The sequence below is a fragment of the Yersinia enterocolitica genome, from assembly GCA_002082245.2.
GTDB classification, from domain to species: domain Bacteria; phylum Pseudomonadota; class Gammaproteobacteria; order Enterobacterales; family Enterobacteriaceae; genus Yersinia; species Yersinia enterocolitica_E.
On the sequence record NBTC02000002.1, the window covers coordinates 2,493,624 to 2,518,180 of the forward strand.

Consider the following 24,557-nt stretch of genomic DNA (forward strand, 5'->3'; position numbering starts at 1 on the left):
TTATTTTATTGTTTAACAAAACCGTGTTCGACTGACTCGCCATCTTCCATAACCCATTGATCCTATAGTGCTGTGCGCCCCAACAGTACAAACCAGATAATGAACAGTTTGATATTACTTATGTATTGAATTTGTCACGTTTCCTTTTTTGCCGTCTGGTTCAGACTTTGATGGCGATGGTACATTTGTGCATCTCTATAACCATTAACTTCTGATATCTCCCCGATTGAACAGCAATAATCCATCTTCAATGACTGTTTTTGATCCAAAACGGAGAGAATATCCATGAATACAGAACTAATAGTGAAGGAAAAGATCAGATATGAGATGGGGATGAGGTATGCGGGCTAATTAATCATATTTCGTTAAGACCGTACTGGCCGAGCACAAACTCTCCGGCCAGTGCCATAAATCAGAAAACTAAACTAGTGCACCATAAATGGTCAGTAAAGCCACTACTACAATCACCGTTAGTGTCACTTTTCGTGCTAACGAGACCGCAGACCTTGGCGTCTGTACTGGGTCTAAATGAGGCTCACGAGCCAAAGAGTACTGCGCTAATTGGGTCAGAACCTGATACTGCTGAGTTCTGAAATCGCCTAATGAGGCAAACCAAGCTGGTAATGCTCTTTCGCCGTGCCCCAACAAGGCATATGCCACACCCACCAACCGCACAGGTATCCAGTCCAGCCAATGTAACAGACGATCAATACCAGATTGAGAACGCTGTAAAGGTGTATGGTGTCGGGCTAACCAGGTTTGATATCCGCGTAACATCGCATAGCCTGCTAGCGCCACGGGGCCATAGTTAACACATACAACAAACCAGAAGATAGGCGCTAAATAGTAACGGAAGTTTATCCACAACAAGGCATTTTGTAGGGATTGTAAGCGAGCTTTCTCTCCGCTATCCATGGGTAAACCATGGATTAATGCTAACTCTTCTGCCATTTTATCGGTGGCATGGGCATCATTTTGGCGGGCAGCTTTAAGGTAGGCTCGATAGTGTTTACGAATCCCCCCGGCACCAATGCATAGCAGGCAAATCAGAATCCAAATCAACAACAGGGGGAAACCAAACAAGATATTCTGCACTAACTGCAAAATCAGCCATACCAAGGCCATCCACACGGCAGTCAGCAAAATAGTTTGTGCCAACGAAAAACGGTGTAAACGCGTGAATACGACTTCAAGGCGGTGGTCTAACTGCCAATGTTCGCCGAGTTTAAACAAGCGCTCCCATGCTAGCACCAGCAACAGCGTAAACAGTGTCATTAGCTCTTATTCTCCCTTTGCACTTAACCAGCCCTGGAAACAGGGCATATGCCTCCCGGCATGTATAAACCACACTATAAAACCAGGCAACAAGCAGCTGAGCTGCTCGACAACAAACCTGTGGTGAAGACTGAATCACCAGCATCACGATGGCGATGTTAACTTCACTAAACTCTGCTGATACAAAGCCCAATCAAAAGCGGGGCCAGGGTCGGTTTTACGTTGTGGCGCAATGTCACTATGGCCCGTCACCCGATCAACAGTTATCGGATAATGAGCAAATAACAGCACACTTATCTCATTCAAACTCCGATATTGTGCGGGCGTAAACGGTAACACATCCGTTCCTTCCAGCTCGATCCCAATAGAAAAATCGTTACACCGCTCACGCCCGCCAAAGCTTGAGACTCCAGCATGCCAAGCGCGTTGATCAAACGGAACATATTGAATAATTTCACCATTACGACGAATCAGACAGTGGGCTGAAACTCGCAAGTGAACAATATCAGCAAAATAAGGATGTTCATCGGCATTTAGTGTGCCAGTGAAAAGCTGATCGATATATGGGCCACCAAATTCACCAGGGGGCAAACTGATATTATGAATTACCAGCAGCGAAGGTACCTCGCATTCTGGCCGTTGATCAAAATGGGGAGAAACGACCCGTTTAACCCCTAAAATCCAGCCATTTTCTAACTGCATTGTTTATCTAAGCCCCCTAATAGTACACTTCAACTGGCTCTTTTATGGCACTTCAGCCAGCAACAGAGTAGCATGTTTGAACTATTATCTATCCGCCATTTCGGAGTTTTATATGCCGACCCGCAGCTATAATGCCGACAGCCGCCGTGCCGAGCTATTGGAACGAATTCAATGTGATATCCCTTTCACTGTTGCCCAAGCTTTGAGCGAAGACCTGGGTGGTGAGGTCAATGCAGATCGCGACCTCACCGCACAATTACTCCCAGCAGATAAACAGGCTAATGCCACGATTATTACGCGCGAAGCTGGTATCTTTTGTGGTCAGCGCTGGCTAAATGAAGTGTTTATTCAACTTGGCGCCCAAGTGACAGTTGAATGGTTAGTCAACGATGGAGACAAGTTGATAGCTAATCAGACACTTTGCCATCTGACTGGCCCTGCCCGTATCCTACTTACCGGTGAACGCACCGCACTTAATTTCTTGCAAACCTTATCCGGTGTCGCTACCGAGGTCAGCCGTTATGTGGCGGAGCTCTCTGGGTTGCATACACAATTACTCGATACCAGGAAAACCTTGCCAGGGCTGCGTACCGCCTTAAAATATGCCGTCCTCTGCGGTGGCGGTAATAATCATCGACTCGGCTTATCTGATGCTTTCCTTATCAAGGAAAATCACATTATTGCTGCTGGCTCTATCAAAGAAGCTGTTGCTAAAGCATTTTGGATTCATTCCGATGTTCCCGTCGAAGTTGAAGTTGAATCCCTTGATGAATTGCAACAAGCATTAACCGCTGGTGCCGATATCATTATGTTGGATAATTTTACCATTCCAATGATGCGTGATGCTGTGCACATGCGTAATGAGTTGGCTAAGACCCAAGAGAGTGCTCAACTGGAAGTTTCTGGCAACGTTACGCTAGAAACACTGCGAAGCTATGCCGAAACCGGTATTGATTTCATCTCAGTCGGTGCACTAACAAAACACGTGACAGCTTTAGACCTGTCCATGCGATTTAAATAAGCCTACCAAATTATCTTCGGCCGATGATAGCCATTAGCAGACTCTAATTCTGTTTTTGCGAGCATCGCCGAAGTTATCTGTGACTTCACTGTAACAACCTAAATATTCGACAGCCTGCTTCGCAAATCAATGTAATGCCCCTGTTGCCATCAATTAAAAAGTTGCACCCTTCCCTTGTTTTCTCACACACAAGGAGAGTGACAAATGAATAAGCAACAGGGTTTTACCTTAATTGAATTAATGGTTGCCATCGCCATCATTGCTGTACTTAGCGGTATTGGTATTCCTTCCTATCAGCGCTATATCCAAAAAGCAGCCCTCACCGATATGTTACAAGCCATCGTGCCCTACAAAATGGCGGTAGAACTTTGTGCTCTGGAGCATGCCAAGTTCGATAGCTGTAATGCGGGCAATAACGGCGTACCGGCTGGGCAACCATCGCGTTATGTCAGTGCAACAACCATTGATCAAGGTGTGATTACACTTACGGGTCAACATACCCTTGCTGACCTGACTCTCTCGATGACCCCCACACTTAGTAGTAGTGGAAATATTGTCTGGACCAGAACATGTACCACCGTAGATAACAACCTTGCTGATAGCTGTAAGACCGTGTTCCGTTTCAATGATAAGGCCTAATCCAATGACTGAATTCATGGCACACCAACCCGAGCGAATCAGCGCTGAATTACACAAACTCTGTCGTCGTTATAGGGCAATAGCCTTAAAACTCGATGGCAAAAACCTCGCTATAGCGTCATCCAAACCAGTGAATGACGAATTATTAACTGCTCTGCGTTTTACCTGTGGTCGTAAAATTACCGTAGAATACTGGCCTGAGGCTAAGATTGAACAGTTATTAAACCTTGAGCCATCAGCAAAAGAGCACCTAAACCTAGAAGTAGAATCTACCGAAAATAGCCAAGGCGTATCGCGACAAGAGAGGAAACGACAAGGAGGAGGCTCAGCTTCTCTGCCACAACAGGATTTAGATGAGACGTTGCTGGATAATGAAAGTGATATTCCCGTTATTCAATTTATAACGCAAACACTCAGATTGGCGATTCAGAAACGTTCCTCAGATATCCATTTTGAACCTTATCAGCATCATTATCGTATTCGTTTAAGAATTGATGGTGTTTTACACGAATCCCCACCTCCAACAACTGAATTAACCAGCCGTATCAGCAGTTGCCTAAAAGTTATGGCTAAATTGAATATCGCGGAAAAACGGTTACCGCAGGATGGCCAGCTAGCTTTAGTGTTAAATGGCACCCGCTACTCCATAAGAATAGCCACCCTCCCCGTACAGTTCGGTGAAAAAGTGGTACTGCGTATACTGAATATTCATCAACAACCAACGCTGGCCAGTCTGGGTCTGACAACCATGGCCCACCAACAACTCACGCGCGCATTATCTGCTCCGCAAGGTTTAGTTCTGGTGACTGGGCCTACCGGAAGTGGAAAAACTGTGACGCTCTATTGCAGTTTAGACCAACTCAATCAACCGCAAAGAAACATCTGTAGTGTTGAAGATCCTATAGAGATCCAGGTTGATGGCATAAATCAGACTCAGACTAACAATAGAATTGGATTGGATTTCTCTTGCGTATTACGCGCGATGCTACGCCAGGATCCTGATGTGATTATGCTCGGCGAGATTCGCGACAATGAAACTGCCGAGATAGCGGTTAAGGCCGCATTAACGGGGCATCTGGTACTTTCAACACTGCATACCAACTCAACATCTGAAACCCTAATACGCCTGACACAAATGGGAATAGAACGTCACTTAATTGCATCGAGCCTGACGTTAGTTATCGCCCAACGACTGGTTCGCAGGCTCTGCCTGCACTGTCGCCAGGCATCTCCCACTCTTTTTCAGGTTCCGGCAGGTGTTTGGGCGAGTCCATTGCAACATTATCTCGCCGTGGGCTGTGAACACTGTTGCGCAGGTTACTATGGTCGCACAGGTATTTACGAAATGTTAAGTGTCACCCCGCCAATCCAGCAAGCTTTGCTCAACAATGTCAGCCCGGCAAAGCTCACTCAGATTGCACAAGAGCAAGAACAAGTAACATTACTTTCTGCTGGTTTGGCATTAGTTGAAAGCGGTGTTACTACGCTTAGTGAAATTAATCGTGTTGTGGGAACTCTGAAAGAATTCGAGGCAATCCTGTGAGTCATCAACGTTTATTTTACTGGAAAGCCATTGATACTACAGGACAGTTACAGACTGGAGCACAATTGGCAACAGAGCGAAATATTGTTTATGAACAAATGTTCCGCCAAGGGTTACAACCATTAAACGTTAAGGGTGGTAAGCGATTATCAATGAGTTATTGGCAAGGTGAGCACCTGGTGGCTGTTACTCGCCAATTGGCGACACTACTGCAAGCCGGACTGCCTTTGGTTAATAGCCTGCAACTGCTAGCGAAAGAGATAGATGCATTACCGTGGCGCTGCTTATTGCAGGACATAAGCCAACTGGTTTCACAGGGCCAATCACTATCTGAAGCGATGGCGAGTTACCCACACACGTTCCCCCGATTATACCCCCCAGTGATTGCAATGGGGGAGCTGACAGGTAACCTTGAACAGTGCTGTATTCAGTTGGTACAGCACCAAGAACGGCAACAAAAATTACAAAAGAAAGTAATTAAGGCACTCAAATATCCAATATTTGTCTGCGTTATCGCGATGGTTGTTAGCCTCGTTATGCTGGTCATGGTGCTGCCTGAATTTGCACAAATCTATCAATCATTTGATACACCATTACCCACACTGACTGCCACGCTGCTGCTGATGTCAGTATTTCTTACTACTTACGGGCCATATATTGCGGTGTTATTAACATCAATATGTATAGGATACCTTTATGCGCGGCGGCGTCAGGCGCACGTGCAACAATGGGAGCAAACACTGTTATTACGTCTCCCACTCATCTCCACATTAATCCGAGGAAGTTGCCTTAGCCAAATTTTTCAAACATTAGCTATCACTCAACATGCCGGATTACCGCTAACTGCCGGATTGGATGCCGCACTCCTTTCCATCAATAACTGTACCTATCAGCAAGCATTAAAACATATTCAACAACAGATCAGCCAAGGTGAGCCTCTGCATATCGCTCTTGCACAACATCATCTATTCCCGCCGCTATGCCAACAAATGGTTCGGGTGGGGGAAGAATCTGGCGCGTTGGATGTGTTATTAGAAAAACTAGCAGGTTGGCATCGGCAAAAAACACAGGATTTAGCCGATAATCTCACACAAATGTTGGAACCACTGTTGATGTTGATTATTGGCAGCATCGTCGGGGTTCTAGTGATCGCAATGTATTTACCGATATTTCAACTAGGGGATGTTATTGGGTAATACGGGTATTAAGGGCGAAGTATCGTGGGGAAAGGGAGGTCGAAACAGGGCGTTAAATAACGCCCTGTTTCCATCCGTAATCAGTTACTGCCAAAAACGCGGTTTTCTTGCTCTGCAACTCGGATAAAGGTGGTGCGCTTGGTCAGTTCTTTTAAATGCGAAGCACCCACGTAGGTACAAGCAGAACGCAAGCCACCCATAATGTCGCGCACCGTGTTATCAACGGAACCGCGTAATGGCAGTTTAACTGTTTTACCTTCTGCGGCGCGATATTCAGCGACTCCGCCTACGTGGCGTTTCATAGCAGACTCTGAACTCATACCGTAGAACAGCATGAATTTCTCGCCATTTTCTTCCACCACGCGGCCTTCACACTCATCGTGCCCTGCTAGCATGCCACCCAGCATCACGAAATCAGCACCACCACCGAAAGCTTTAGCCACATCGCCCGGTGCAGAGCAGCCGCCATCACTGACAATCTGTCCACCCAAACCGTGAGCAGCATCGGCACACTCGATCACAGCAGATAGCTGTGGATAACCAACACCGGTCTTAACTCGCGTGGTACAAACAGAACCTGGACCAATACCCACTTTAACAATATCTGCACCAGAAAGGATAAGCTCTTCTACCATCTCACCAGTCACCACATTGCCAGCACAAATCACTTTGTCCGGGCAGGCTTCGCGAGCTTTTTGCAGGAAGGAAACAAAATGCTCAGAGTAGCCATTAGCTACATCGATACAGATGAATTTCAGTGCCGGTGATAATGCCAGAATTTGCTTCATTTTGTCGAAATCGGCAGAGGAAGTCCCTGTCGACACCATGACATGACGCAATACAGATTCAGGAACCCGTTTTACAAATTCAGCCCATTGTTCAACCGTGTAGTGCTTATGAACTGCGGTAAGCACATCAAATGATGCCAAAACTTCAGCCATGCGGAAGGTGCCAACAGTATCCATATTAGCAGCGATGATAGGTACACCAGACCAATTCCAACCTGAATGTTTGAAGGTAAACTGGCGCTCGAGCTCTACTTCAGAGCGGCTTTTCAGTGTGGAACGTTTAGGGCGGATTAACACATCTTTAAAACCTAATTTCAAACCTTCTTCAATACGCATGGCTTATTATTTCCTGGTTAGTGGCGATAGATCGCAAAAAGTGATCGGGCGTAAATCACGCCATCCCAGTGAAGCTATCATACGCATGAATAATTCTACGGCAAGACTGCGAATCCACCTTTATTTACGCTATAATCCCACAAATTACTTGGAGAATAGCAACTACTCTTTTATCTGCGCGTTCACTTCACTTATTTTTCCACGTAGCTCAAACAGAATGCATACCTTACTATCTCTTCCCACCTGCTTTCAGATACAATTCGACCACTCACTGACAGTATACAAGGCTAGGCAATGACCTATATTGTGGCTCTCACCGGCGGGATTGGCAGCGGCAAAAGTACCGTAGCAGATGCATTCGCCGATTTTGGGGTGCCCCTTGTTGATGCTGACATTATCGCTCGCCAGGTTGTTGAACTGGGTATGCCAGCATTGGCAGCTATCGCATCCCGCTATGGCGAAACTATTTTGCAAGCAGATGGTTCATTAAACCGAAGTGCATTACGCGCAAAAATTTTCAGTGAGCCGCAGGAAAAAGCATGGTTAAATTCACTGTTGCATCCACTTATTCAGCAAGAAACTGAGCACCAATTAGCGAATATTGATAAACCATATGCACTTTGGATTGTTCCTTTGTTGCTTGAAAATGGTTTACAGCACCGTGCTAATCGTGTGTTAGTGGTAGATGTAGCACCTGAAATACAACTCACGCGCACGATGGCAAGAGATGGTATTACCCGCCAACAGGCAGAACATATTTTAGCGTCACAGGTTTCGCGGCAACAACGGCTAGCCTGTGCCGATGATATTATTGACAATAGCGGCGATCCATCCATTATCGCCTCGCAAGTTGCTTCATTACACCAACAGTATTTAATATTGGCAGCCGCGGCCCAACAGGATCTACACCAATGAGTGACCTCACCTCAACAATACTTTTTGAACATCCGCTGAATGAAAAAATGCGTACCTGGCTGAGAATAGAATTTTTATTACAACAATTAGAAAGCCAACGTTCGTTAGATAATATTGCCACTGCATTAACGTTTTTTCGCGCCGCATGCGATTTGATTGAAGTTTTGGATCGCGGCGAAGTCCGCACTGATTTGCTCAAAGAGCTTGAGCGCCAACAACAGAAGTTACAGCAATGGGCCGATATACCCGGTGTGGATATGTCGCGAGTGGACTCCTTGCGCAGTAAACTAAAAAGCCATGCCACAGTATTAATGTCCGCGCCACGTATCGGGCAATCATTAAAAGAAGACCGCTTAATCGCTGTCGTTCGCCAACGTCTTAGTATTCCCGGTGGCTACTGTAGCTTTGATTTACCCACGTTACATACCTGGCTACATCAACCACAGGAGCAGCGTGACCAACATATTGATAAATTGCTGGTAAGCTTAGCGCCACTCAATCAGTCTCTGACCATCATTTTAGATTTAATTCGCCAGTCGGGTCCGTTACGGGCACAAATCAGCTTGAATGGATTCTTTCAAGATAATGCCGAAGGTGCTGACCTACTCCGGCTGCGCTTGCCATTAGACCCACAACTATACCCACAAATTTCTGGTCATAAAACACGGTATGCTATTCGCTTTTTACCGCTCGACAGTGAAAATGGTACCGTTCCGGCCCGTTTATCGTTTGAATTAGCCTGCTGCTGATGTGGCAATCAATCAGTTGGTTTTTAAGGAGAGAATATGGACTTAGAAGAAATCGAAGTTAACTGCCCTACCTGTGGGAAAATCGTTATCTGGGGAGAGCAAAGCCCATATCGCCCTTTCTGCTGCAAACGCTGTCAACTGATCGACCTAGGCGAGTGGGCTGACGAAGAAAAGCGTATTTCAAGCCATGGCGAGTTATCTGACAGTGATGAATGGAGTGAGGAAGAACCCCCAACGCATTGATGCGCATATCATTGGGGAGCAATCCTATTTTGCTCCCTTCCCATTATATTAATTAAAATTTTATTAAGCGCAACACGGAGTTATCGGGTGAGTAATGCAATGATTGCGGCATTCGCTGGCGGAAACTCCTCGGCAACCAATTCGGATTGCCTAACCCAGCGAATGGGTTGCCCTTCGCGGCCAAAGGGTTCACCATCCCACGTTTCAACCATATAGAAACTTAATGTCACGATACGGTCGGTAAAAGTATGCTCCAAGACGTTGAGTAACACAGCCTCTTGTACCACGATCCCTACTTCTTCTGACAGCTCACGTTTTAAAGCAAGTTCCGCTGTTTCACCCTGCTCAACCTTACCACCGGGAAACTCCCAAAAACCTGCCATATGAGAATCAGCAGCGCGCTGAGTAATAAAAATCTCCTGCTGGGCGTTGCGGATAATCCCTACCGCTATCTGTAAATGTTTCAATTCTCTTTCTCCTGATCAGAGCATAAACAGTAAGTTATATGGCCTCTTGGTATCTGTCCTAAAAAGAACGACAAAATAAAGGGCGGTTTTTAAGCCGCCCTCATTTTCAGTATTACCAATGGCCTTAAGTATTACTGTAGGCTGCCGTGACACTGTTTGTATTTTTTGCCTGAACCACATGGGCACGGATCATTACGACCCACTTTACGCTCAAGGCTAGCGGCTACATTGACTTCATCCTTTGACATCAAGGCACTGTTGTCAGACTGATGGCTTAGTTGCTGCTGTTTCGCCAAACGCTCGGCTTCTTCACGACGTTGTACTTCCAGCGCTTCTACCTCTTCTGGCATCCGCACTTGTACTTTGCTCAGCACACTGATCACTTCATATTTTAGTGATTCCAACATGGCAGCGAACATGGCGAAAGATTCACGCTTATATTCCTGTTTAGGATCTTTTTGCGCATAACCACGTAGATGGATCCCCTGACGCAGATAATCCATTGCAGCCAAGTGTTCTTTCCACAAGGAGTCGAGCGTTTGTAGCATCACGCCTTTTTCGAAGTTACGCATCATATCGATGCCAACAACTTCTTCTTTGCGGTGATACACCTCAATTGCTTGTTGAAGAATACGCTCACGTAACGTTTCTTCATGCAGTTGTGGCTCATCTTGCAACCATTGTGCAATTGGCATATCCAAGTCGAAATCATTTTTCAGGCGCAGTTCAAGGCCTTCAACATCCCACATTTCTTCCAGTGACTGGGTAGGAATGTAGCTGTCGATAACTGTTTTGAATACATCTTCACGAATGCTGTTAATGGTTTCGCTAACATCAGATACGTCCAGCAGTTCATTACGCTGGCTATAGATGGCACGACGCTGATCACTGGCGACATCATCATATTCAAGCAATTGCTTACGAATATCGAAGTTACGACTTTCAACTTTACGCTGTGCGTTAGCAATGGCCTTCGTCACCCATGGATGTTCAATGGCTTCGCCCGGTTTCATACCCAATTTACGCATCATGCCAGACACACGGTCAGAGGCAAAAATACGCATCAAGGCATCTTCCATTGATAAGTAGAAGCGTGAAGAACCGGCATCACCCTGACGGCCCGCACGACCACGTAACTGGTTATCAATACGGCGTGACTCATGACGCTCGGTACCAATAATGTGTAAACCACCAGATGCCAGCACGGCATCATGGCGAATCTGCCAGGCGGCCTTAATGGCGGCAATTTGATCTTCGGTCGGATCTTCCAGCAAAGCAATCTCACTCTGCCAGCTCCCCCCCAACACGATATCGGTACCACGACCAGCCATGTTGGTAGCGATAGTTACCGCACCTGGTTGACCCGCCTGAGAGACTATCTCTGCTTCCATGGCATGGAACTTGGCGTTCAGAACTTTGTGCTCAATGCCCGCTTTGGTCAATTCGGCAGATACCACTTCAGATTTCTCAATCGAGATAGTACCAACCAATACTGGCTGACCGTTCGCAGTACGCTCACGGATATCTTCGATAATCGCACCAATTTTTTCCTGTTCAGTCATATAGACCAAATCAGCTAAATCCTTACGAATCATTGGGCGGTTAGTGGGTACAACAATGGTATCGAGCTTGTAGATTGAGCTAAATTCAAACGCTTCGGTATCCGCCGTACCGGTCATCCCGGCCAGTTTTTCATAAAGACGGAAATAGTTCTGGAAGGTAATGGAAGCCAGTGTTTGGTTTTCGTTCTGGATTTCCACACCTTCTTTTGCTTCAACAGCCTGATGCAAGCCATCTGACCAACGGCGCCCTTGCATGGTACGGCCGGTGTGTTCGTCGACGATGATAACTTCACCATCTTTCACAATGTAGTCAACATCACGGGCAAACAGCACATGGGCGCGCAGCGCGGCCGTGACGTGATGCATCAGCATAATGTTGGTTGGAGAGTACAGCGACTCGCCTTCTTCCATGATGCCCGCTTCCACTAACATTTGTTCAATCAGAATCAGGCCACGTTCAGTTAAGTGAACCTGACGTGATTTTTCATCGACCGAGAAGTGGCCTTCACCCTGGAAGGTGTCCGAGTCTTCTTTTTCCTGACGAATCAGTTTTGGAATAAGTTTGTTAACCCGAATATACATCTCGGAACTGTCTTCCGCCGGACCAGAGATAATCAGCGGGGTACGGGCCTCATCGATCAAGATGGAGTCAACCTCATCCACCAGCGCATAGTGCAATTTACGCTGCACACGCTCTTCCGGGCTGAAAGCCATGTTATCGCGCAGATAGTCAAAACCGTATTCGTTGTTAGTACCATAAGTGATGTCAGCAGCATAAGCGGCACGCTTGGCTGGTGCTGTCATATTCGGCAAGTTGATACCGACGCTTAGACCGAGGAACTCGAACAATGGGCGGTTATTTTCGGCGTCACGTTGAGCCAAATAGTCATTGACGGTAACCACGTGAACACCACGGCCACTCAACGCATTCAGGTAAGCTGGCAGCGTTGCAGTCAGCGTTTTACCTTCACCGGTACGCATTTCTGCGATGCAACGCTCATTCAATACCATACCGCCGAGCAACTGCACGTCGAAGTGACGCATACCAAACACGCGTTTACTTGATTCACGAACAACCGCAAAAGCTTCAGGGATCAAGGTTTCCAGCACCGCGCCTTTTGCCAGACGCTCGCGGAATTCATCTGTTTTGGCACGCAACTCAGCATCGGTCAGTTTTTCAATTTCTGGTTCCATACGGCTGATTTGATCAACCACTTTGCGCATACGGCGCAGAGTACGATCGTTACGGCTGCCAAAGACTTTGGTTAATAATTTGATTAGCATGATTCTTAATATCTCTTACAAGACCACCAAACCGGCGGCCAAAGGTTGTATAAAATTGAGGTAAACCAAGAGAATAATTAGCTTATACCCGTCATACTTCAAGCTGCATGTGCGTTGGCTACATTCAATCACCCGAATCACTTACTTATGTAAGCTCATCGAGATTAATGAGGTTCACCCTACGGGCTAGCATAAATGCTGTTCAAATCGGTTCCGGACCTATTTGTCTCTCGCTTGCCGCCTTCCTGCAACTCGAATTATTTAAGGTATAGGATAGGAGGCCCGGCACGGATGCCTTGCACTTGTGCAAGCCAGAGTCCAGGTTTGTGTAACGAAAGAACAGGCCGCTTAACTTGCTCGGTGTAACGAATGATAGCCGGTGGCTTAAACTCATGTGTCAACAGCGCATTGAGGGTATCCAACAGTGCAAGCTGCTGAATTTGTGATGGCTGAGCTTGCTCGACTGCTGTAACTTCTTGCACCCGCGCATAAGCGACCTGAGGTGCCAACGCAAATGAGAGGTGACGAATAACCGTGCGCAGTGCATGCTGTTGCCAGTAGTCTACGCTGAATGAAGGACGGCGATGCATATCATGCAACAATGCCAAACTGTTAAAGTTTGTCACACCGTAATTCTGACGGCTTTGGCTTGATGATGTATTCGGTATTGCAGTTTGATCTGGAACGCCAGACAGGTTTGATGGCACGCCAAGACTCGCCGCTACCATCCCTAACAAGAGATGCGGCCAGAAATAACGTCTACCAAATTGTCGCCAACGATTTAGAATACCGATCACAAGTTTAAAATCCGCCGGAGCCTTGTCAATGCGTGAAAACCGCCCACAATTATTAGATGTTCTGTTCGATGATGCCATTGCAGCAGAAAACGGACCGCTACATAACGTACAACAACGCGCTACTGCACTGTTAAAACTTAACCGTGCGGTAAAAGGATTGCTCCCTTCACAAATGCAGCCGTGGTGCCGTGTCGCTAACTATCGACAGAGTGTTTTAGTGCTAGAGACTGCGAACGCTAGCTGGTTAATGCGCTTACGTTATGAACAACCCGCTCTGCTCTCTGCACTACGAGCACAAATTCTACCATCATTGTCTTCAATCGACATCAGGATTAATCCGTCGTTAATGGCCAAGGGCCATAACATTACGCAAGATGTGGCAAAATCGGCGCAAGATCCTGAAAAATCGCCGCCATTACGTCATTTAAGTCTGGAAAGTGCTAAGGAATTAAGAGGATTAGCGAGCCGTAGCCCTGAAAAACTTAGGATAATATTGGAACGATTGGCTGCGTTGGCCGGAGAGAGTGCCAACGCAACCAAAAGTGATAAGTAGCTTTTCCCTTCACACTTGAACTTACAGCGATGTTAGCTGGCTGTAATGCCAATGAGTTTGGGTACAAAAGTACTTAGTAAGCTAATACTGTAGACGGAGCTTTAAATGCCAGTGGCATTTCGGCTTCGTCTTGGAACGTCACAAATTCCCAAGCTTCTTGCTTAGCTAAAACAGCCTGCAACAACTTGTTATTTAAGGCGTGACCCGATTTGAACGCAGTAAATGCGCCAATAATATTGTGGCCACACATAAACAGGTCGCCAATCGCGTCCAGCATTTTGTGACGAACAAACTCATCTTCAAAGCGTAAGCCATCTTCATTAAGCACGCGGTAATCATCTACCACAATGGCACAATCGAAACTACCGCCCAGGCACAAACCACGGGACTGTAAATATTCGATATCACGCATGAAACCAAAAGTACGCGCACGACTGATTTGACGGACGAATGAATCGGCCGAGAAATCCAGACGGTAACGCTGAGTACTTGAGTCAATCGCCGGGTGATTAAAATCAATGGTAAAATCTAAACGGAATCCATTGAATGGAGACAATTCAGCCCATTTATCACCGTCTTCAACCCGCACAGTCTCTTTCAGACGCAGGAATTTCTTCGCAGAGTTTAACTCTTCGATACCGGCATCCAGCAGCAAGTACACGAATGGACTGGCACTACCGTCCATAATCGGCACTTCGGGAGCGTTAACTTCAATAATAATGTTATCAATCCCTAACCCTGCCAAAGCAGCGTTGAGATGCTCAACAGTAGAAATACGCACGTCATGCTCATTGACCAGGCAAGTACAGAGCATGGTATCACGCACGGATTTTGCATCTGCCGGAAAATCAACCGGTGGATTCAAGTCAGTGCGACGATAGATGACCCCGGTATTAGCCGGCGCGGGTCGCATTGTCAGCGTGACTTTCTTACCGGTGTGCAAACCGACGCCAGTCGCCTGAACAATACGTTTTAAAGTCCTTTGTTTGATCATCGTTTTATCTCGCAATGTTATCCATCCTACCGACCAAGCTTATAACAAGATCGGTGGGACAGTTTAGCACAAAGAGCGGAGATTCCAAATATTCGAAAATTAATCGGCTTGCTTACGCAAAAATGCCGGGATATCCAAATAATCGGGCTCTTTATTGGTTTGAGCAGTCGGGTCATTGACCACTTTAGCCGCAGGTTTAACTTCCTGAGGTAAAGGTGACATGCCATGCTGCTGGTAACGATGGTCCATCACAGGCTGAGTCTGCTTGTTGGTAACCAGCGTAATTTCTGGGCGTTTATCCATGCCGATACCGGTCGCAACAACAGTTACGCGCAGTTCGTCGTTCATTTCCGGGTCTAACGATGTACCGATAACAACGGTGGCATTGTCGGACGCGAATGCACGGATAGTATTACCCACAGTTTCGAACTCATCCAAACGTAAATCGAAACCAGCAGTGATGTTAACCAACACACCACGAGCACCAGACAGGTCGATATCTTCCAACAACGGGCTGGAGATAGCCATTTCTGCTGCTTCTTCTGCACGATCTTCACCACAAGCCACACCGGAGCCCATCATGGCATAACCCATTTCGGACATCACTGTGCGCACGTCGGCAAAGTCAACGTTCATCAGGCCTGGGCGGGTAATCAATTCGGCGATCCCCTGAACAGCACCTTTTAATACGTCGTTCGCTGCACCGAATGCATCCAGTAAAGAGATGCCACGCCCCAGAACTTTCAATAATTTGTCATTCGGGATAGTGATCAGTGAGTCCACATGCTTGGACAACTCAGCAATACCCTGCTCAGCAAATGCCATGCGTTTCTTGCCTTCGAAGTTGAAAGGCTTGGTAACCACGGCGACTGTCAGAATACCCAGTTCTTTTGCCACTTCGGCAACAACAGGAGCAGCACCAGTACCGGTACCACCACCCATACCTGCGGCGATAAAGACCATGTCCGCGCCTTCAAGAGCTGCACGCAGAGCTTCACGGTCTTCTTCGGCTGAATTACGACCCACTTCTGGGTTCGCGCCAGCACCCAACCCTTTGGTAATACCGCTACCAATTTGGATGGTTTGGCCAACAGCCGTCTTACGTAGCGCCTGAGCGTCTGTATTAACGGCGAAGAATTCAACACCTTCGATGCGCTCGCGCACCATGTGTTCGACGGCATTACCACCGCCACCACCGACGCCGATGACTTTAATCACCGCGTCATTGGTTAGTTCCATAGGTTCAAACATAGTTTCTCTCCGTTTTGTGCCTGTCGCTTCGAGATCAAAAAATATGTTCAGCATGATCTCTTTGTTGAAACATTAAAACTCTTTTCTCAGCCAGCTATTGATACGTTTAAACCAATTGCCCACTGAGGCACGTTTTTCTACTTCTGACTCACCACTGAGATGAGATTCTTTACCGTAATGCAATAACCCAACAGCAGTGGAGTAATAAGGTTCCTGTGCATAATCCGTCAGCCCGGTGATATTGAGCGGTTGACCGATACGAACCTGGGCATGGAACACCCGTTGTGCGCATTCAGCCAGCCCATCAATTTGTGCAGCACCGCCAGTCAGCACGATACCGGCTGCCAGATGATGCTTCACGCCTTGCTGACGCAACTGCTCCTGCAATTGTAAAATCTCGTCATTAACTAAATTCAGCAACTCGGTGTAGCGTGGTTCTATAACCTCAGCGAGTGTCTGTCTTTGCAGACTACGGGGAGGGCGTCCGCCAACACTTGGCACTTCTACACTTTCGTCCTTGCTGACTATCGACCCGAGCGCACAGCCGTGCCGAACTTTAATCGCTTCCGCATCTGTAGGCGGCGTACCAAAAGCATAAGCTATGTCGCTGGTGACCACGTTCCCGGCGTAAGGGATAACTTTGGTGTGCCGTAAAGCGCCACCGGTATAAACCGCCATATCCATGGTGCCACCGCCGATATCAACGACACAGACCCCCAGCTCACGCTCATCTTCAGTCAATACTGCATAACTTGCTGCCAAACCGGCGAAAATCAGTTGGTCCACTTTCAGACCACAACGTTCCACCGCTTTAACAATATTCTTCGCCATATCGTTATGGCAGGTAATCAGGTGCACTTTAGCCTGCATCCGCACGCCAGACAGACCAACAGGATTTTTGATGCCTTCCTGATAATCGATGGCATATTCCTGTGGAATAACGTGCAGGATACGATGCTCATCACGCACACGCACCGACTTCGCGGTATGCACTACGTTCTCTACATCTTCCTGAGTTACTTCTTCTTCTGAAATAGGAACCATCCCTATTTCATTCTGGCAACTGATATGTTTACCCGATAACGCCAAATAAACAGATGAAATTTGGCAATCCGCCATTAACTCAGCCTGATCGATAGCGCGCTGCACGCATTTCACTACCGATTCAAGATCATTAACCCCACCCTTATCCATGCCACGGGATGGGCAACTGCCGACCCCAATAATATTGACCATGCCATCGGGCAGAACTTCCCCTACCAATGCGGAGACCTTTGCCGTGCCGATCTCAAGACCTACTACCAGTTTTCTGTCCGTCGACTTGATCATTGTTGTTTTGCCTGTGCCTGATTCTGTTGCGGATTACTGTTCTGCTGGCCATTTATTGGTGGCTCACCACCCTGACTGCCGATAAATACCGGAGCCCAACCTATTGCAGCCCCTGTCTCATATCGCAAATCAACATAACTGACTCGTTTATCTGGCTGCTGTTGCAACATCGGATATAACTCGATGAAACGTTGCAAACGCCCCATCCGGTCATCCCGTCCCAGCTCCAGCCGAACATCATTATCTAAGGCCAACTGCCAAGAATGCCTGGCGCTCATCGCCACCATCTTTAGCTGATATTTATTGGCCGCTAACACCTTATTTATTGCCCGGTAGCCTTCCAGGACATCCTGTTCACTGCCTTCCGGACCATACAGTAATGGCAATTTCTGTGTGCCGACCCGCTCGGACGGCACACTAAATGACCGCCCTTGCTCATCAACCATATGCAAATCATTCCAGCGAGCAAAAGGCACATACTCCACCAGATGGATTTTCAGCTCATCCGGCCACTGTTTACGCACACTGGCCTGCTGAATCCAAGGCAACCTTTCAATCTGCTGCTGGATGATGTTCACATCCTGCGTCATAAAGGTACCCGGTGCGCCTAATGCCAGAATTGCCTGGCGAATATCATCATTGGTGGTGTAATGGCGCTCACCGGTCACCACCAGTTTTGACAGTGGCAGTCGGCTGGCATCTTTCATCCACCCCACTACGACCCACCCACCCCAGAGCATGGTACCCAGAACCATTAGCAGGAAAATCAGACCTGCTAGTTGGCCTCCGTTACTGCGTCGGGCCACGCTGTTTTCAGCCGCACGTTCACGCGCATTCAGGGCAGCTTGCGACATATCAGTCAGCCAACATCAAAATTCGAGCGACCAGTTGGGAGAAACTCAACCCTGACTGGCGGGCTGCCATCGGCACTAAACTGTGGCTAGTCATACCCGGTGAAGTGTTCACTTCAAGCAGGTAAAAACTGCCGTCACTGTCTTGCATGACATCTACCCGGCCCCAACCGCTGCAACCCAGCGCCTGATAAGCCTGCAATGCCAGCGTCGCCAATTGTTGCTCCAACTCATTGCTCAAACCGCTTGGGCAAAAATATTGTGTTTCGTCAGACAGATACTTGGCTTCATAATCATAGAACACGCCGGGGGCCTGAATACGGATTGATGGTAAAACATCATCACCGAGGATCGCGACGGTGTATTCCGGGCCACTCAACCATTGCTCTATCAGCACATCACTGTCGTGACGGAAAGCTTCAACCAAGGCACTCTGCAATTGATCGACGTGATCAACCTTACTCATGCCAACACTGGAGCCTTCGTGGCTTGGCTTAACAATTAATGGCAGGCCAAGCTTAGCGACACCCGCCGCTAATTCCTCTGACGAAAGTGTTTCAAACTGTTGATGATTCAACGCGACATAAGGCGAAATCGGCAGACCTGAAGCCTGCCACACCAATTTGGTGCGTAATTTGTCCATCGTCAGGGCTGACGCCATCACGCCACTGCCGGTATAAGGCAGTTGCAGGAATTCCAGTACCCCTTGCAAGGTGCCATCTTCACCACCACGGCCATGTAAAGCGATAAAGACCTTATCGAAGCCCTGTTCTTTAAGCTGAGTCACTGGGAAGTCTCGGGTATCAATCCCATGGGCATCGATACCTGCTTCTCTCAAGCCCGCTAATACCGCCTGACCTGATAGCAATGACACTTCACGTTCAGCGGAGGTACCACCCAGCAGTACCGCGACTTTCTCAGCCATGATGTTCCTCATCTTTTATCTGTGGCTGCAATTTAAGCTCAGCCAATTTACGGGCAATTTTACCAATGTTACCTGCGCCCTGAATCAGAATCAGGTCATCGCCGTTCAGCACTTGCGCCAAAATTTCAGGCACGGTTTCACTGTCTGAAACCAAAATTGGGTCTAACTTGCCACGATTACGGATGGTGCGGCACAACGAGCGGCTATCAGCCCCAGGGATCGGCGGTTCACCGGCAGCGTACACATCCAACATCAGTAGCACATCAACCTGCGATAACACATTGGCGAAGTCGTCGTACAGGTCACGGGTACGGGTATAACGGTGCGGCTGGAAAACCATCACGATGCGCTTATCCGGCCAACCCGCGCGCGCAGCTTTAATAGTGGCATCCACTTCAGTTGGATGATGGCCGTAGTCATCAACCAGCATCGCACTGCCTTCTTTGCCATTGACCGGTGCCAGCGGGAAGTTGCCGAGGAAATCAAAGCGGCGACCAGTCCCCTGGAACCCTGCCAACGCGCGCAGAATATCTTCGTCTTCAATACCTTCTTCTGTCGCCACAGCCACCGCCGCCGCTGCATTCAGCGCGTTATGACGACCCGGTGCATTCAAGGTCACCGTCATCAATGGCTTATCCAAGCGTTTGAGCGTGAAGTGCCCCTGTGGGCCTTCCTGCCGGTAGCTGGCGATCTGCACATCGGCATCATCACTGAAACCGTAGGTGGTAATGTGGCGGCCTACTCGCGGTAGCAACTCGCGCACCACGGGATCGTCAATACACATCACCGCACGGCCATAGAATGGCAAGTTATGCAAAAAGTTAATAAACGTCTGTTTTAAGTTCTCAAAGTCGCCCTGATAAGTATCCATATGGTCGGCTTCGATATTGGTGACAATCGCCACCATCGGTTGCAGATGCAAAAATGACGCATCACTTTCATCGGCTTCTGCTATCAGGTAACGGCTGGACCCAAGACGAGCATGGGTCCCTGCCGCTTTCACCAACCCGCCGTTAACAAAGGTTGGATCCAGACCGGCTTCAGCATAGATACTGGAAACCATCGCCGTGGTGGTGGTTTTGCCGTGAGTGCCTGCAACCGCAATGCCATGACGGAAACGCATCAACTCTGCCAGCATTTCTGCGCGGCGGATCACCGGAATACGCGCCTCGCGAGCCGCAACTATCTCTGGATTATCCGCAGAGATTGCAGTTGAAACCACGACCACACTGGCGTCCAGAACGTTTTCAGGACGGTGATGGAAATAGATTTGTGCGCCCAAAGAGGCCAAATGCTGAGTGACCGGGTTAGGTGCCAAATCTGAACCGCTAATCTGATAACCTTCGTTAGCCAACACTTCAGCGATACCACCCATGCCGGCACCACCGATGCCAACAAAGTGAATGTGCCGGACGCGACGCATCTCGGGCACGATAGTTCGTAGTTTCGCCAGTTGTTGTGTATTCACGTTTCTCTTCACTTTTTTGTCTGTTGCATATTCACAGCCCGCATTAACCTAACTACCTGCTGTTCATTATCTATTTTTACTATTACTTACTGGCCGCGACCACTTCAGCAGCTACGCGCTCAGTAGCGTCCGGGATAGCCACGGACCTTGCCTGTTCAGCCATAGTCAGTAAGGTTGCTCGATCCCACTGTTCCAATAAGCTGCTGACCGCCTCGGCGCTAAATTGCGGCTGCTCGATAATCTTGGCCGCACCGGCCTTTTCCAGAGGCAGTGCATTCCAATATTGCTGCCGGTCTTTATGCTGAAACGGCACAAAAATCGCCGGTAAACCTGCGGCGGCAATTTCACTGACCGTCAGCGCACCTGAACGGCACACCACCACATCGGCCCAACTATAAGCGGCTGCCATATCGTCGATAAACTCAGTAATTTTATGCTTATCATCGCCCTGCCCGACTTGCTGGTATGCCTGTAATACCTCTGGCAATGCGCCTTTACCTACCTGATGCCACAGCGTGACTTTCTCACCCAACTGTGCGGCAACCTGCGGCATTGTCTGATTTAGCACCCGCGCGCCTTGGCTACCACCGATAACCAACACACGAACCGGGCCTTCACGGCCGACCAAACGTTGCGCCGGCAATGGCAGCGCAAGAACATCGGTACGAACCGGATTACCCACCACATCAGCATTTGGGAATGCGCCGGGGAAGGCCTGTAACACCTTTTTGGCAATTCTGGCTAGCCAGCGATTAGTCAAACCGGCAATGCCATTTTGCTCATGCAACACCACTGGAATACCGCACAGCCATGCCGCCAAACCACCGGGACCGGAAACATAACCGCCCATGCCTAGCACCACGTCCGGCTGGTAGTCACGCATGATTTTCTTGGCCTGACGCACCGCACGATAAATCCGCACTGGTGCCATCAGTTGCGCCATTAGCCCCTTGCCGCGTAGACCAGAAATCTGGATGAAATCAATCTCAATGCCATTTTGGGGTACCAATGACGCTTCCATTCGGTCTGCGGTGCCGAGCCAACGCACCTGCCAGCCTTGCGCCATCAGATGATGTGCCACGGCCAATCCGGGGAAGACATGCCCCCCGGTGCCACCAGCCATCACCATTAAACGCTTGGTCTTGCCACTCATCGGGCACTCCTTACAAACGCCTGGGCTTTTGCCAGGCGTGTTTCAAAATCAATGCGTAGCAACAGCACAATTGCCGTTGACATAATAATCAAGCTCGAACCACCGTAACTGATCAGTGGTAAGGTCAACCCTTTAGTCGGCAACATTCCGGCAGCAGCCCCAACGTTAACCAGAGCCTGAAAACTGAACCAGACGCCAATTGAGCAAGCCAAAAAGCCAGAAAATCGCTGATCTATCTCCAACGCGCGACGGCCGATGGACATAGCACGAAAAGCGACGAAGAATACCATTAACAGTGCCAGAACCACACCGAAATACCCCAGCTCCTCGCCTAAAATCGAGAAAATAAAGTCGGTATGCGCTTCCGGTAAATACTCCAGTTTCTGCACTGAGTTACCTAAGCCTTGCCCCCAGAATTCACCACGGCCAAAAGCCATCAGCGACTGGGTTAACTGATAACCACTACCGAACGGATCCGCCCATGGATTCCAGAAGGATGTCACACGGCGCATACGGTAGGGTTCAGCAACAATCAGCAGACAAACCGCAAACACACCAGAGCCGATAATCGCCAAAAACTGCCACATTTTCGCGCCAGCTAGAAACAGCATCGCCAGCGTGGTAATAAACAGCACCACCACCGTGCCTAGATCAGGCTGTGCCAGCAGTAACACCGCCAGAATAACCATGACCCCCATCGGTTTACAGAAGCCCCAGAAATTACTGCGAACCTCTTCAACCTTACGCACCAGATAGCTGGCCAGATAACAAAACAGTGACAGCTTGGATAATTCCGCTGGCTGAATACGCAGCGGCCCCAATGAAATCCAGCGTGATGCCCCGTTTACCGAGCTACCCACCACCAACACTACCAGCAACATTACTATCGAAATCAGCAACATAATATTGCTATAGCGCTGCCAAACCTCCATCGGGATACGTAATGTCACTAGCGACAAACCCAATGCCAGTGCCAGATAGAGAGCATCACGTTTGGCAAATAAGAAGGGATCACTAGCCAGACGCTGACCAATCGGCATTGATGCCGATGTCACCATCACAAAACCGATAATCGCCAAACCGAATGTCAGCCACAGCAAGGTTCTGTCGTAAAGCACCATGCTGGTGGTGTCGCTTTCGCGCGATCCCATCACAAAATGTTTTACGGTATTAAACAGCCCCAGCCCCGGCATGCGCATCAGCCCAACTCCTCTGCCAGGCGAGCAAACTCATCACCACGTTGTTCAAAACTGCGGAATTGGTCCAAACTGGCGCAAGCAGGAGACAGCAACACCATATCCCCCGGAGCCAGTCTCTGCGCCAGCAGTACCATGGCCTGTTCCATCGTCTCGGTAAGCTGAGAGACCTCAGGGCGCAGTTCAGCCAGTTGCTCACCATCACGGCCAAAGCAGTAAATTTTGATATGGTCGCCTTGTAGAAAACGCGTCAACCCAGAGAAATCAGCGGATTTACCGTCGCCGCCCAACAATAAATGCAAGGTACCGTCAACCTGCAAGCCATCCAACGCTGCTTCCGTACTGCCAACATTGGTGGCTTTAGAGTCATTAATCCAACGCACGCCATTGTGCTCAAACACTAGTTGGAAGCGGTGTGATAAACCGGTAAAGGTGGTCAATGCTTTCAAACTTGACGAGCGGGGAATCCCCACAGCATCAGCCAGCGCCAGTGCTGCCAACGCATTGGTATAGTTATGGCGACCGGTCAATTTCATTTCGCGGGTATTCAAGACTTTTTCACCCCGAACCCGCAGCCAGATTTCTCCCTGCTGCTTATTCAGATGGTAGTCACCCACATCCACACCAAAGCTAATACAGCGGCTATCAGCGCCACGCACCGGCATGGTAAGCGCGTCATCGGCATTCACCACACAGACTTTAGCGTTTTCATAAACTCGCAGTTTAGCTGCGCGATATTGCTGCAAACCGAACGGATAACGGTCAGTATGATCTTCTGTTACGTTCAAGATGGTGGCCGCACTGGCATGCAAGCTTGAAGTGGTTTCCAACTGGAAGCTCGACAGCTCTAGTACTACCAGTTGGTTTTCTTGTTTCAATAACGTCAGTGCCGGAACACCGATATTGCCACCGACGCCTACCTGCCAGCCCGCCGCTTTAGCCATCTCGCCCACCAGCGTGGTCACCGTGCTTTTACCGTTAGAGCCGGTAATCGCCACTACAGGCGCCTGATTCTCACGGCAGAACAGCTCGATATCGCCGACAATCTCGACACCGGCCTCGGCAGCGTCACTCAAGGCAGGATGTGCCAGCGCGATGCCTGGGCTGGCCACAATCAAATCTGCATCTAATAACCACTGCTGATGAAGGTCACCGACATGGCGCTCAACGCTTTCAGGCAATTTATCCAGGCCTGGTGGATTAATACGGGTATCCATCACACGCGGCGTAACACCACGCGCCATAAAGAAATCAACGCAGGAAAGGCCGGTTAGCCCCAGCCCGATAATGACTACTTTTTTACCCTGATAATCAGCCATA

The 24,557-nt window shown here is 48.5% G+C and carries 23 protein-coding genes and 1 pseudogene; 9 read left to right on the forward strand and 15 right to left on the reverse strand.

Annotation, left to right across the window (positions count from 1 at the left end):
* Nucleotides 1-420 precede the first annotated feature (420 nt).
* Nucleotides 421-1,275: a regulatory signaling modulator protein AmpE gene (locus tag A6J66_012875; protein ID PNM24999.1), complete on the reverse strand. Its 855-nt coding sequence runs from the start codon at nt 1,273-1,275 to the stop codon at nt 421-423.
* Between the two features lie 144 nt (nt 1,276-1,419).
* On the reverse strand, nt 1,420-1,977 hold the full coding sequence (locus A6J66_012880) for a 1,6-anhydro-N-acetylmuramyl-L-alanine amidase AmpD (protein ID PNM25000.1): 558 nt from the start codon (nt 1,975-1,977) through the stop codon (nt 1,420-1,422).
* Nucleotides 1,978-2,089: 112 nt separating this feature from the next.
* Here A6J66_012880 and A6J66_012885 point away from each other — a divergent pair, with 112 nt between their 5' ends.
* From A6J66_012885 to A6J66_012900, 4 genes are all read left to right on the forward strand, one after another.
* Complete coding sequence (locus A6J66_012885; protein ID PNM25001.1) at nt 2,090-2,998, forward strand: carboxylating nicotinate-nucleotide diphosphorylase; 909 nt, start codon at nt 2,090-2,092, stop codon at nt 2,996-2,998.
* Nucleotides 2,999-3,202: 204 nt separating this feature from the next.
* Nucleotides 3,203-3,637 carry a prepilin peptidase-dependent pilin gene (locus tag A6J66_012890; protein ID PNM25002.1) on the forward strand — a complete coding sequence of 145 codons (435 nt, stop codon included), beginning with the start codon at nt 3,203-3,205 and terminating at the stop codon, nt 3,635-3,637.
* Nucleotides 3,638-3,653: 16 nt separating this feature from the next.
* Complete coding sequence (locus A6J66_012895; protein ID PNM27001.1) at nt 3,654-5,180, forward strand: type II secretion system protein GspE; 1,527 nt, start codon at nt 3,654-3,656, stop codon at nt 5,178-5,180.
* Complete coding sequence (locus A6J66_012900; protein PNM25003.1) at nt 5,177-6,376, forward strand: type IV pilin biogenesis protein; 1,200 nt, start codon at nt 5,177-5,179, stop codon at nt 6,374-6,376. Before A6J66_012895 ends, A6J66_012900 begins: the two co-directional genes overlap by 4 nt.
* Before the next feature lie 80 nt (nt 6,377-6,456).
* On the opposite strand, the gene A6J66_012905 is transcribed toward A6J66_012900, so the two are convergent.
* The gene (locus A6J66_012905; protein ID PNM25004.1) at nt 6,457-7,500 is read right to left on the reverse strand and encodes a GMP reductase; all 1,044 of its coding nucleotides are present in this window, start codon (nt 7,498-7,500) and stop codon (nt 6,457-6,459) included.
* An 85-nt stretch (nt 7,501-7,585) separates the two neighbouring features.
* Here A6J66_012905 and A6J66_012910 point away from each other — a divergent pair.
* From A6J66_012910 to A6J66_012925, 4 genes and pseudogenes are all read left to right on the forward strand, one after another.
* Nucleotides 7,586-7,791 (forward strand): annotated as a pseudogene (locus A6J66_012910) (hypothetical protein).
* Between the two features lie 3 nt (nt 7,792-7,794).
* Nucleotides 7,795-8,415, forward strand: coding sequence for a dephospho-CoA kinase (locus A6J66_012915; protein ID PNM25005.1), 621 nt, complete (start codon nt 7,795-7,797; stop codon nt 8,413-8,415).
* Nucleotides 8,412-9,164 (forward strand): cell division protein ZapD, encoded by a 753-nt coding sequence (locus A6J66_012920; GenBank protein PNM25006.1) that lies wholly within the window; start codon nt 8,412-8,414, stop codon nt 9,162-9,164. Before A6J66_012915 ends, A6J66_012920 begins: the two co-directional genes overlap by 4 nt.
* Before the next feature lie 36 nt (nt 9,165-9,200).
* A complete protein-coding gene (locus tag A6J66_012925) occupies nt 9,201-9,407 on the forward strand; it encodes a DNA gyrase inhibitor YacG (GenBank protein PNM25007.1) in 207 nt (68 codons plus the stop codon).
* Between the two features lie 80 nt (nt 9,408-9,487).
* Here the strand turns inward: A6J66_012925 and A6J66_012930 are convergent, their stop codons facing one another.
* The 3 genes from A6J66_012930 to A6J66_012940 form a co-directional block, all read right to left on the reverse strand.
* Nucleotides 9,488-9,874 carry an 8-oxo-dGTP diphosphatase MutT gene (locus A6J66_012930; GenBank protein PNM25008.1) on the reverse strand — a complete coding sequence of 129 codons (387 nt, stop codon included), beginning with the start codon at nt 9,872-9,874 and terminating at the stop codon, nt 9,488-9,490.
* A gap of 131 nt (nt 9,875-10,005) precedes the next feature.
* On the reverse strand, nt 10,006-12,720 hold the full coding sequence (locus A6J66_012935; protein PNM25009.1) for a preprotein translocase subunit SecA: 2,715 nt from the start codon (nt 12,718-12,720) through the stop codon (nt 10,006-10,008).
* A 257-nt stretch (nt 12,721-12,977) separates the two neighbouring features.
* Nucleotides 12,978-13,517: a secA regulator SecM gene (locus A6J66_012940; GenBank protein PNM25010.1), complete on the reverse strand. Its 540-nt coding sequence runs from the start codon at nt 13,515-13,517 to the stop codon at nt 12,978-12,980.
* 22 nt (nt 13,518-13,539) lie between these two features.
* On the opposite strand from A6J66_012940, the gene A6J66_012945 reads away from it, so the two are divergent.
* The gene (locus tag A6J66_012945; protein PNM25011.1) at nt 13,540-14,070 is read left to right on the forward strand and encodes a DUF721 domain-containing protein; all 531 of its coding nucleotides are present in this window, start codon (nt 13,540-13,542) and stop codon (nt 14,068-14,070) included.
* Between the two features lie 73 nt (nt 14,071-14,143).
* Here the strand turns inward: A6J66_012945 and lpxC are convergent, their stop codons facing one another.
* From lpxC to A6J66_012990, 9 genes are all read right to left on the reverse strand, one after another.
* Complete coding sequence (lpxC, locus tag A6J66_012950; protein ID PNM25012.1) at nt 14,144-15,064, reverse strand: UDP-3-O-acyl-N-acetylglucosamine deacetylase; 921 nt, start codon at nt 15,062-15,064, stop codon at nt 14,144-14,146.
* A gap of 99 nt (nt 15,065-15,163) precedes the next feature.
* A complete protein-coding gene (gene ftsZ / locus A6J66_012955) occupies nt 15,164-16,315 on the reverse strand; it encodes a cell division protein FtsZ (protein ID PNM25013.1) in 1,152 nt (383 codons plus the stop codon).
* 72 nt (nt 16,316-16,387) lie between these two features.
* Nucleotides 16,388-17,644: a cell division protein FtsA gene (locus A6J66_012960; protein ID PNM25014.1), complete on the reverse strand. Its 1,257-nt coding sequence runs from the start codon at nt 17,642-17,644 to the stop codon at nt 16,388-16,390.
* A complete protein-coding gene (locus tag A6J66_012965) occupies nt 17,641-18,498 on the reverse strand; it encodes a cell division protein FtsQ (protein PNM25015.1) in 858 nt (285 codons plus the stop codon). Before A6J66_012965 ends, A6J66_012960 begins: the two co-directional genes overlap by 4 nt.
* 1 nt (nt 18,499) lies before the next feature.
* The gene (gene ddl / locus A6J66_012970) at nt 18,500-19,420 is read right to left on the reverse strand and encodes a D-alanine--D-alanine ligase (protein ID PNM25016.1); all 921 of its coding nucleotides are present in this window, start codon (nt 19,418-19,420) and stop codon (nt 18,500-18,502) included.
* Entirely contained in the window at nt 19,413-20,888 is a 1,476-nt protein-coding gene (locus A6J66_012975) for a UDP-N-acetylmuramate--L-alanine ligase (protein PNM25017.1), read from the reverse strand. Before A6J66_012975 ends, ddl begins: the two co-directional genes overlap by 8 nt.
* Nucleotides 20,889-20,970: 82 nt before the next feature.
* A complete protein-coding gene (gene murG, locus A6J66_012980; protein PNM25018.1) occupies nt 20,971-22,041 on the reverse strand; it encodes an undecaprenyldiphospho-muramoylpentapeptide beta-N-acetylglucosaminyltransferase in 1,071 nt (356 codons plus the stop codon).
* A complete protein-coding gene (locus A6J66_012985; GenBank protein PNM25019.1) occupies nt 22,038-23,240 on the reverse strand; it encodes a cell division protein FtsW in 1,203 nt (400 codons plus the stop codon). The genes murG and A6J66_012985 overlap by 4 nt, the downstream gene beginning before the upstream one ends.
* Complete coding sequence (locus tag A6J66_012990; GenBank protein ID PNM25020.1) at nt 23,240-24,556, reverse strand: UDP-N-acetylmuramoyl-L-alanine--D-glutamate ligase; 1,317 nt, start codon at nt 24,554-24,556, stop codon at nt 23,240-23,242. Before A6J66_012990 ends, A6J66_012985 begins: the two co-directional genes overlap by 1 nt.
* Nucleotide 24,557: the final 1 nt, after the last annotated feature.

Excerpts from the sequence above, each read along its gene's own strand:
- A6J66_012990 (PNM25020.1), bottom strand. The coding sequence starts at position 24,556 with ATGGCTGATTATCAGGGTAAAAAAGTAGTCATTATCGGGCTGGGGCTA.
- A6J66_012905 (PNM25004.1), bottom strand. The coding sequence starts at position 7,500 with ATGCGTATTGAAGAAGGTTTGAAATTAGGTTTTAAAGATGTGTTAATC.
- A6J66_012935 (PNM25009.1), bottom strand. The coding sequence starts at position 12,720 with ATGCTAATCAAATTATTAACCAAAGTCTTTGGCAGCCGTAACGATCGT.
- lpxC (PNM25012.1), bottom strand. The coding sequence starts at position 15,064 with ATGATCAAACAAAGGACTTTAAAACGTATTGTTCAGGCGACTGGCGTC.
- ftsZ (PNM25013.1), bottom strand. The coding sequence starts at position 16,315 with ATGTTTGAACCTATGGAACTAACCAATGACGCGGTGATTAAAGTCATC.
- A6J66_012890 (PNM25002.1), top strand. The coding sequence starts at position 3,203 with ATGAATAAGCAACAGGGTTTTACCTTAATTGAATTAATGGTTGCCATC.
- A6J66_012920 (PNM25006.1), top strand. The coding sequence starts at position 8,412 with ATGAGTGACCTCACCTCAACAATACTTTTTGAACATCCGCTGAATGAA.
- A6J66_012880 (PNM25000.1), bottom strand. The coding sequence starts at position 1,977 with ATGCAGTTAGAAAATGGCTGGATTTTAGGGGTTAAACGGGTCGTTTCT.
- A6J66_012960 (PNM25014.1), bottom strand. The coding sequence starts at position 17,644 with ATGATCAAGTCGACGGACAGAAAACTGGTAGTAGGTCTTGAGATCGGC.
- A6J66_012915 (PNM25005.1), top strand. The coding sequence starts at position 7,795 with ATGACCTATATTGTGGCTCTCACCGGCGGGATTGGCAGCGGCAAAAGT.
- A6J66_012875 (PNM24999.1), bottom strand. The coding sequence starts at position 1,275 with ATGACACTGTTTACGCTGTTGCTGGTGCTAGCATGGGAGCGCTTGTTT.
- ddl (PNM25016.1), bottom strand. The coding sequence starts at position 19,420 with ATGGCTGAGAAAGTCGCGGTACTGCTGGGTGGTACCTCCGCTGAACGT.
- A6J66_012985 (PNM25019.1), bottom strand. The coding sequence starts at position 23,240 with ATGCGCATGCCGGGGCTGGGGCTGTTTAATACCGTAAAACATTTTGTG.
- A6J66_012925 (PNM25007.1), top strand. The coding sequence starts at position 9,201 with ATGGACTTAGAAGAAATCGAAGTTAACTGCCCTACCTGTGGGAAAATC.
- A6J66_012965 (PNM25015.1), bottom strand. The coding sequence starts at position 18,498 with ATGTCGCAAGCTGCCCTGAATGCGCGTGAACGTGCGGCTGAAAACAGC.
- A6J66_012885 (PNM25001.1), top strand. The coding sequence starts at position 2,090 with ATGCCGACCCGCAGCTATAATGCCGACAGCCGCCGTGCCGAGCTATTG.
- A6J66_012895 (PNM27001.1), top strand. The coding sequence starts at position 3,654 with ATGGCACACCAACCCGAGCGAATCAGCGCTGAATTACACAAACTCTGT.
- murG (PNM25018.1), bottom strand. The coding sequence starts at position 22,041 with ATGAGTGGCAAGACCAAGCGTTTAATGGTGATGGCTGGTGGCACCGGG.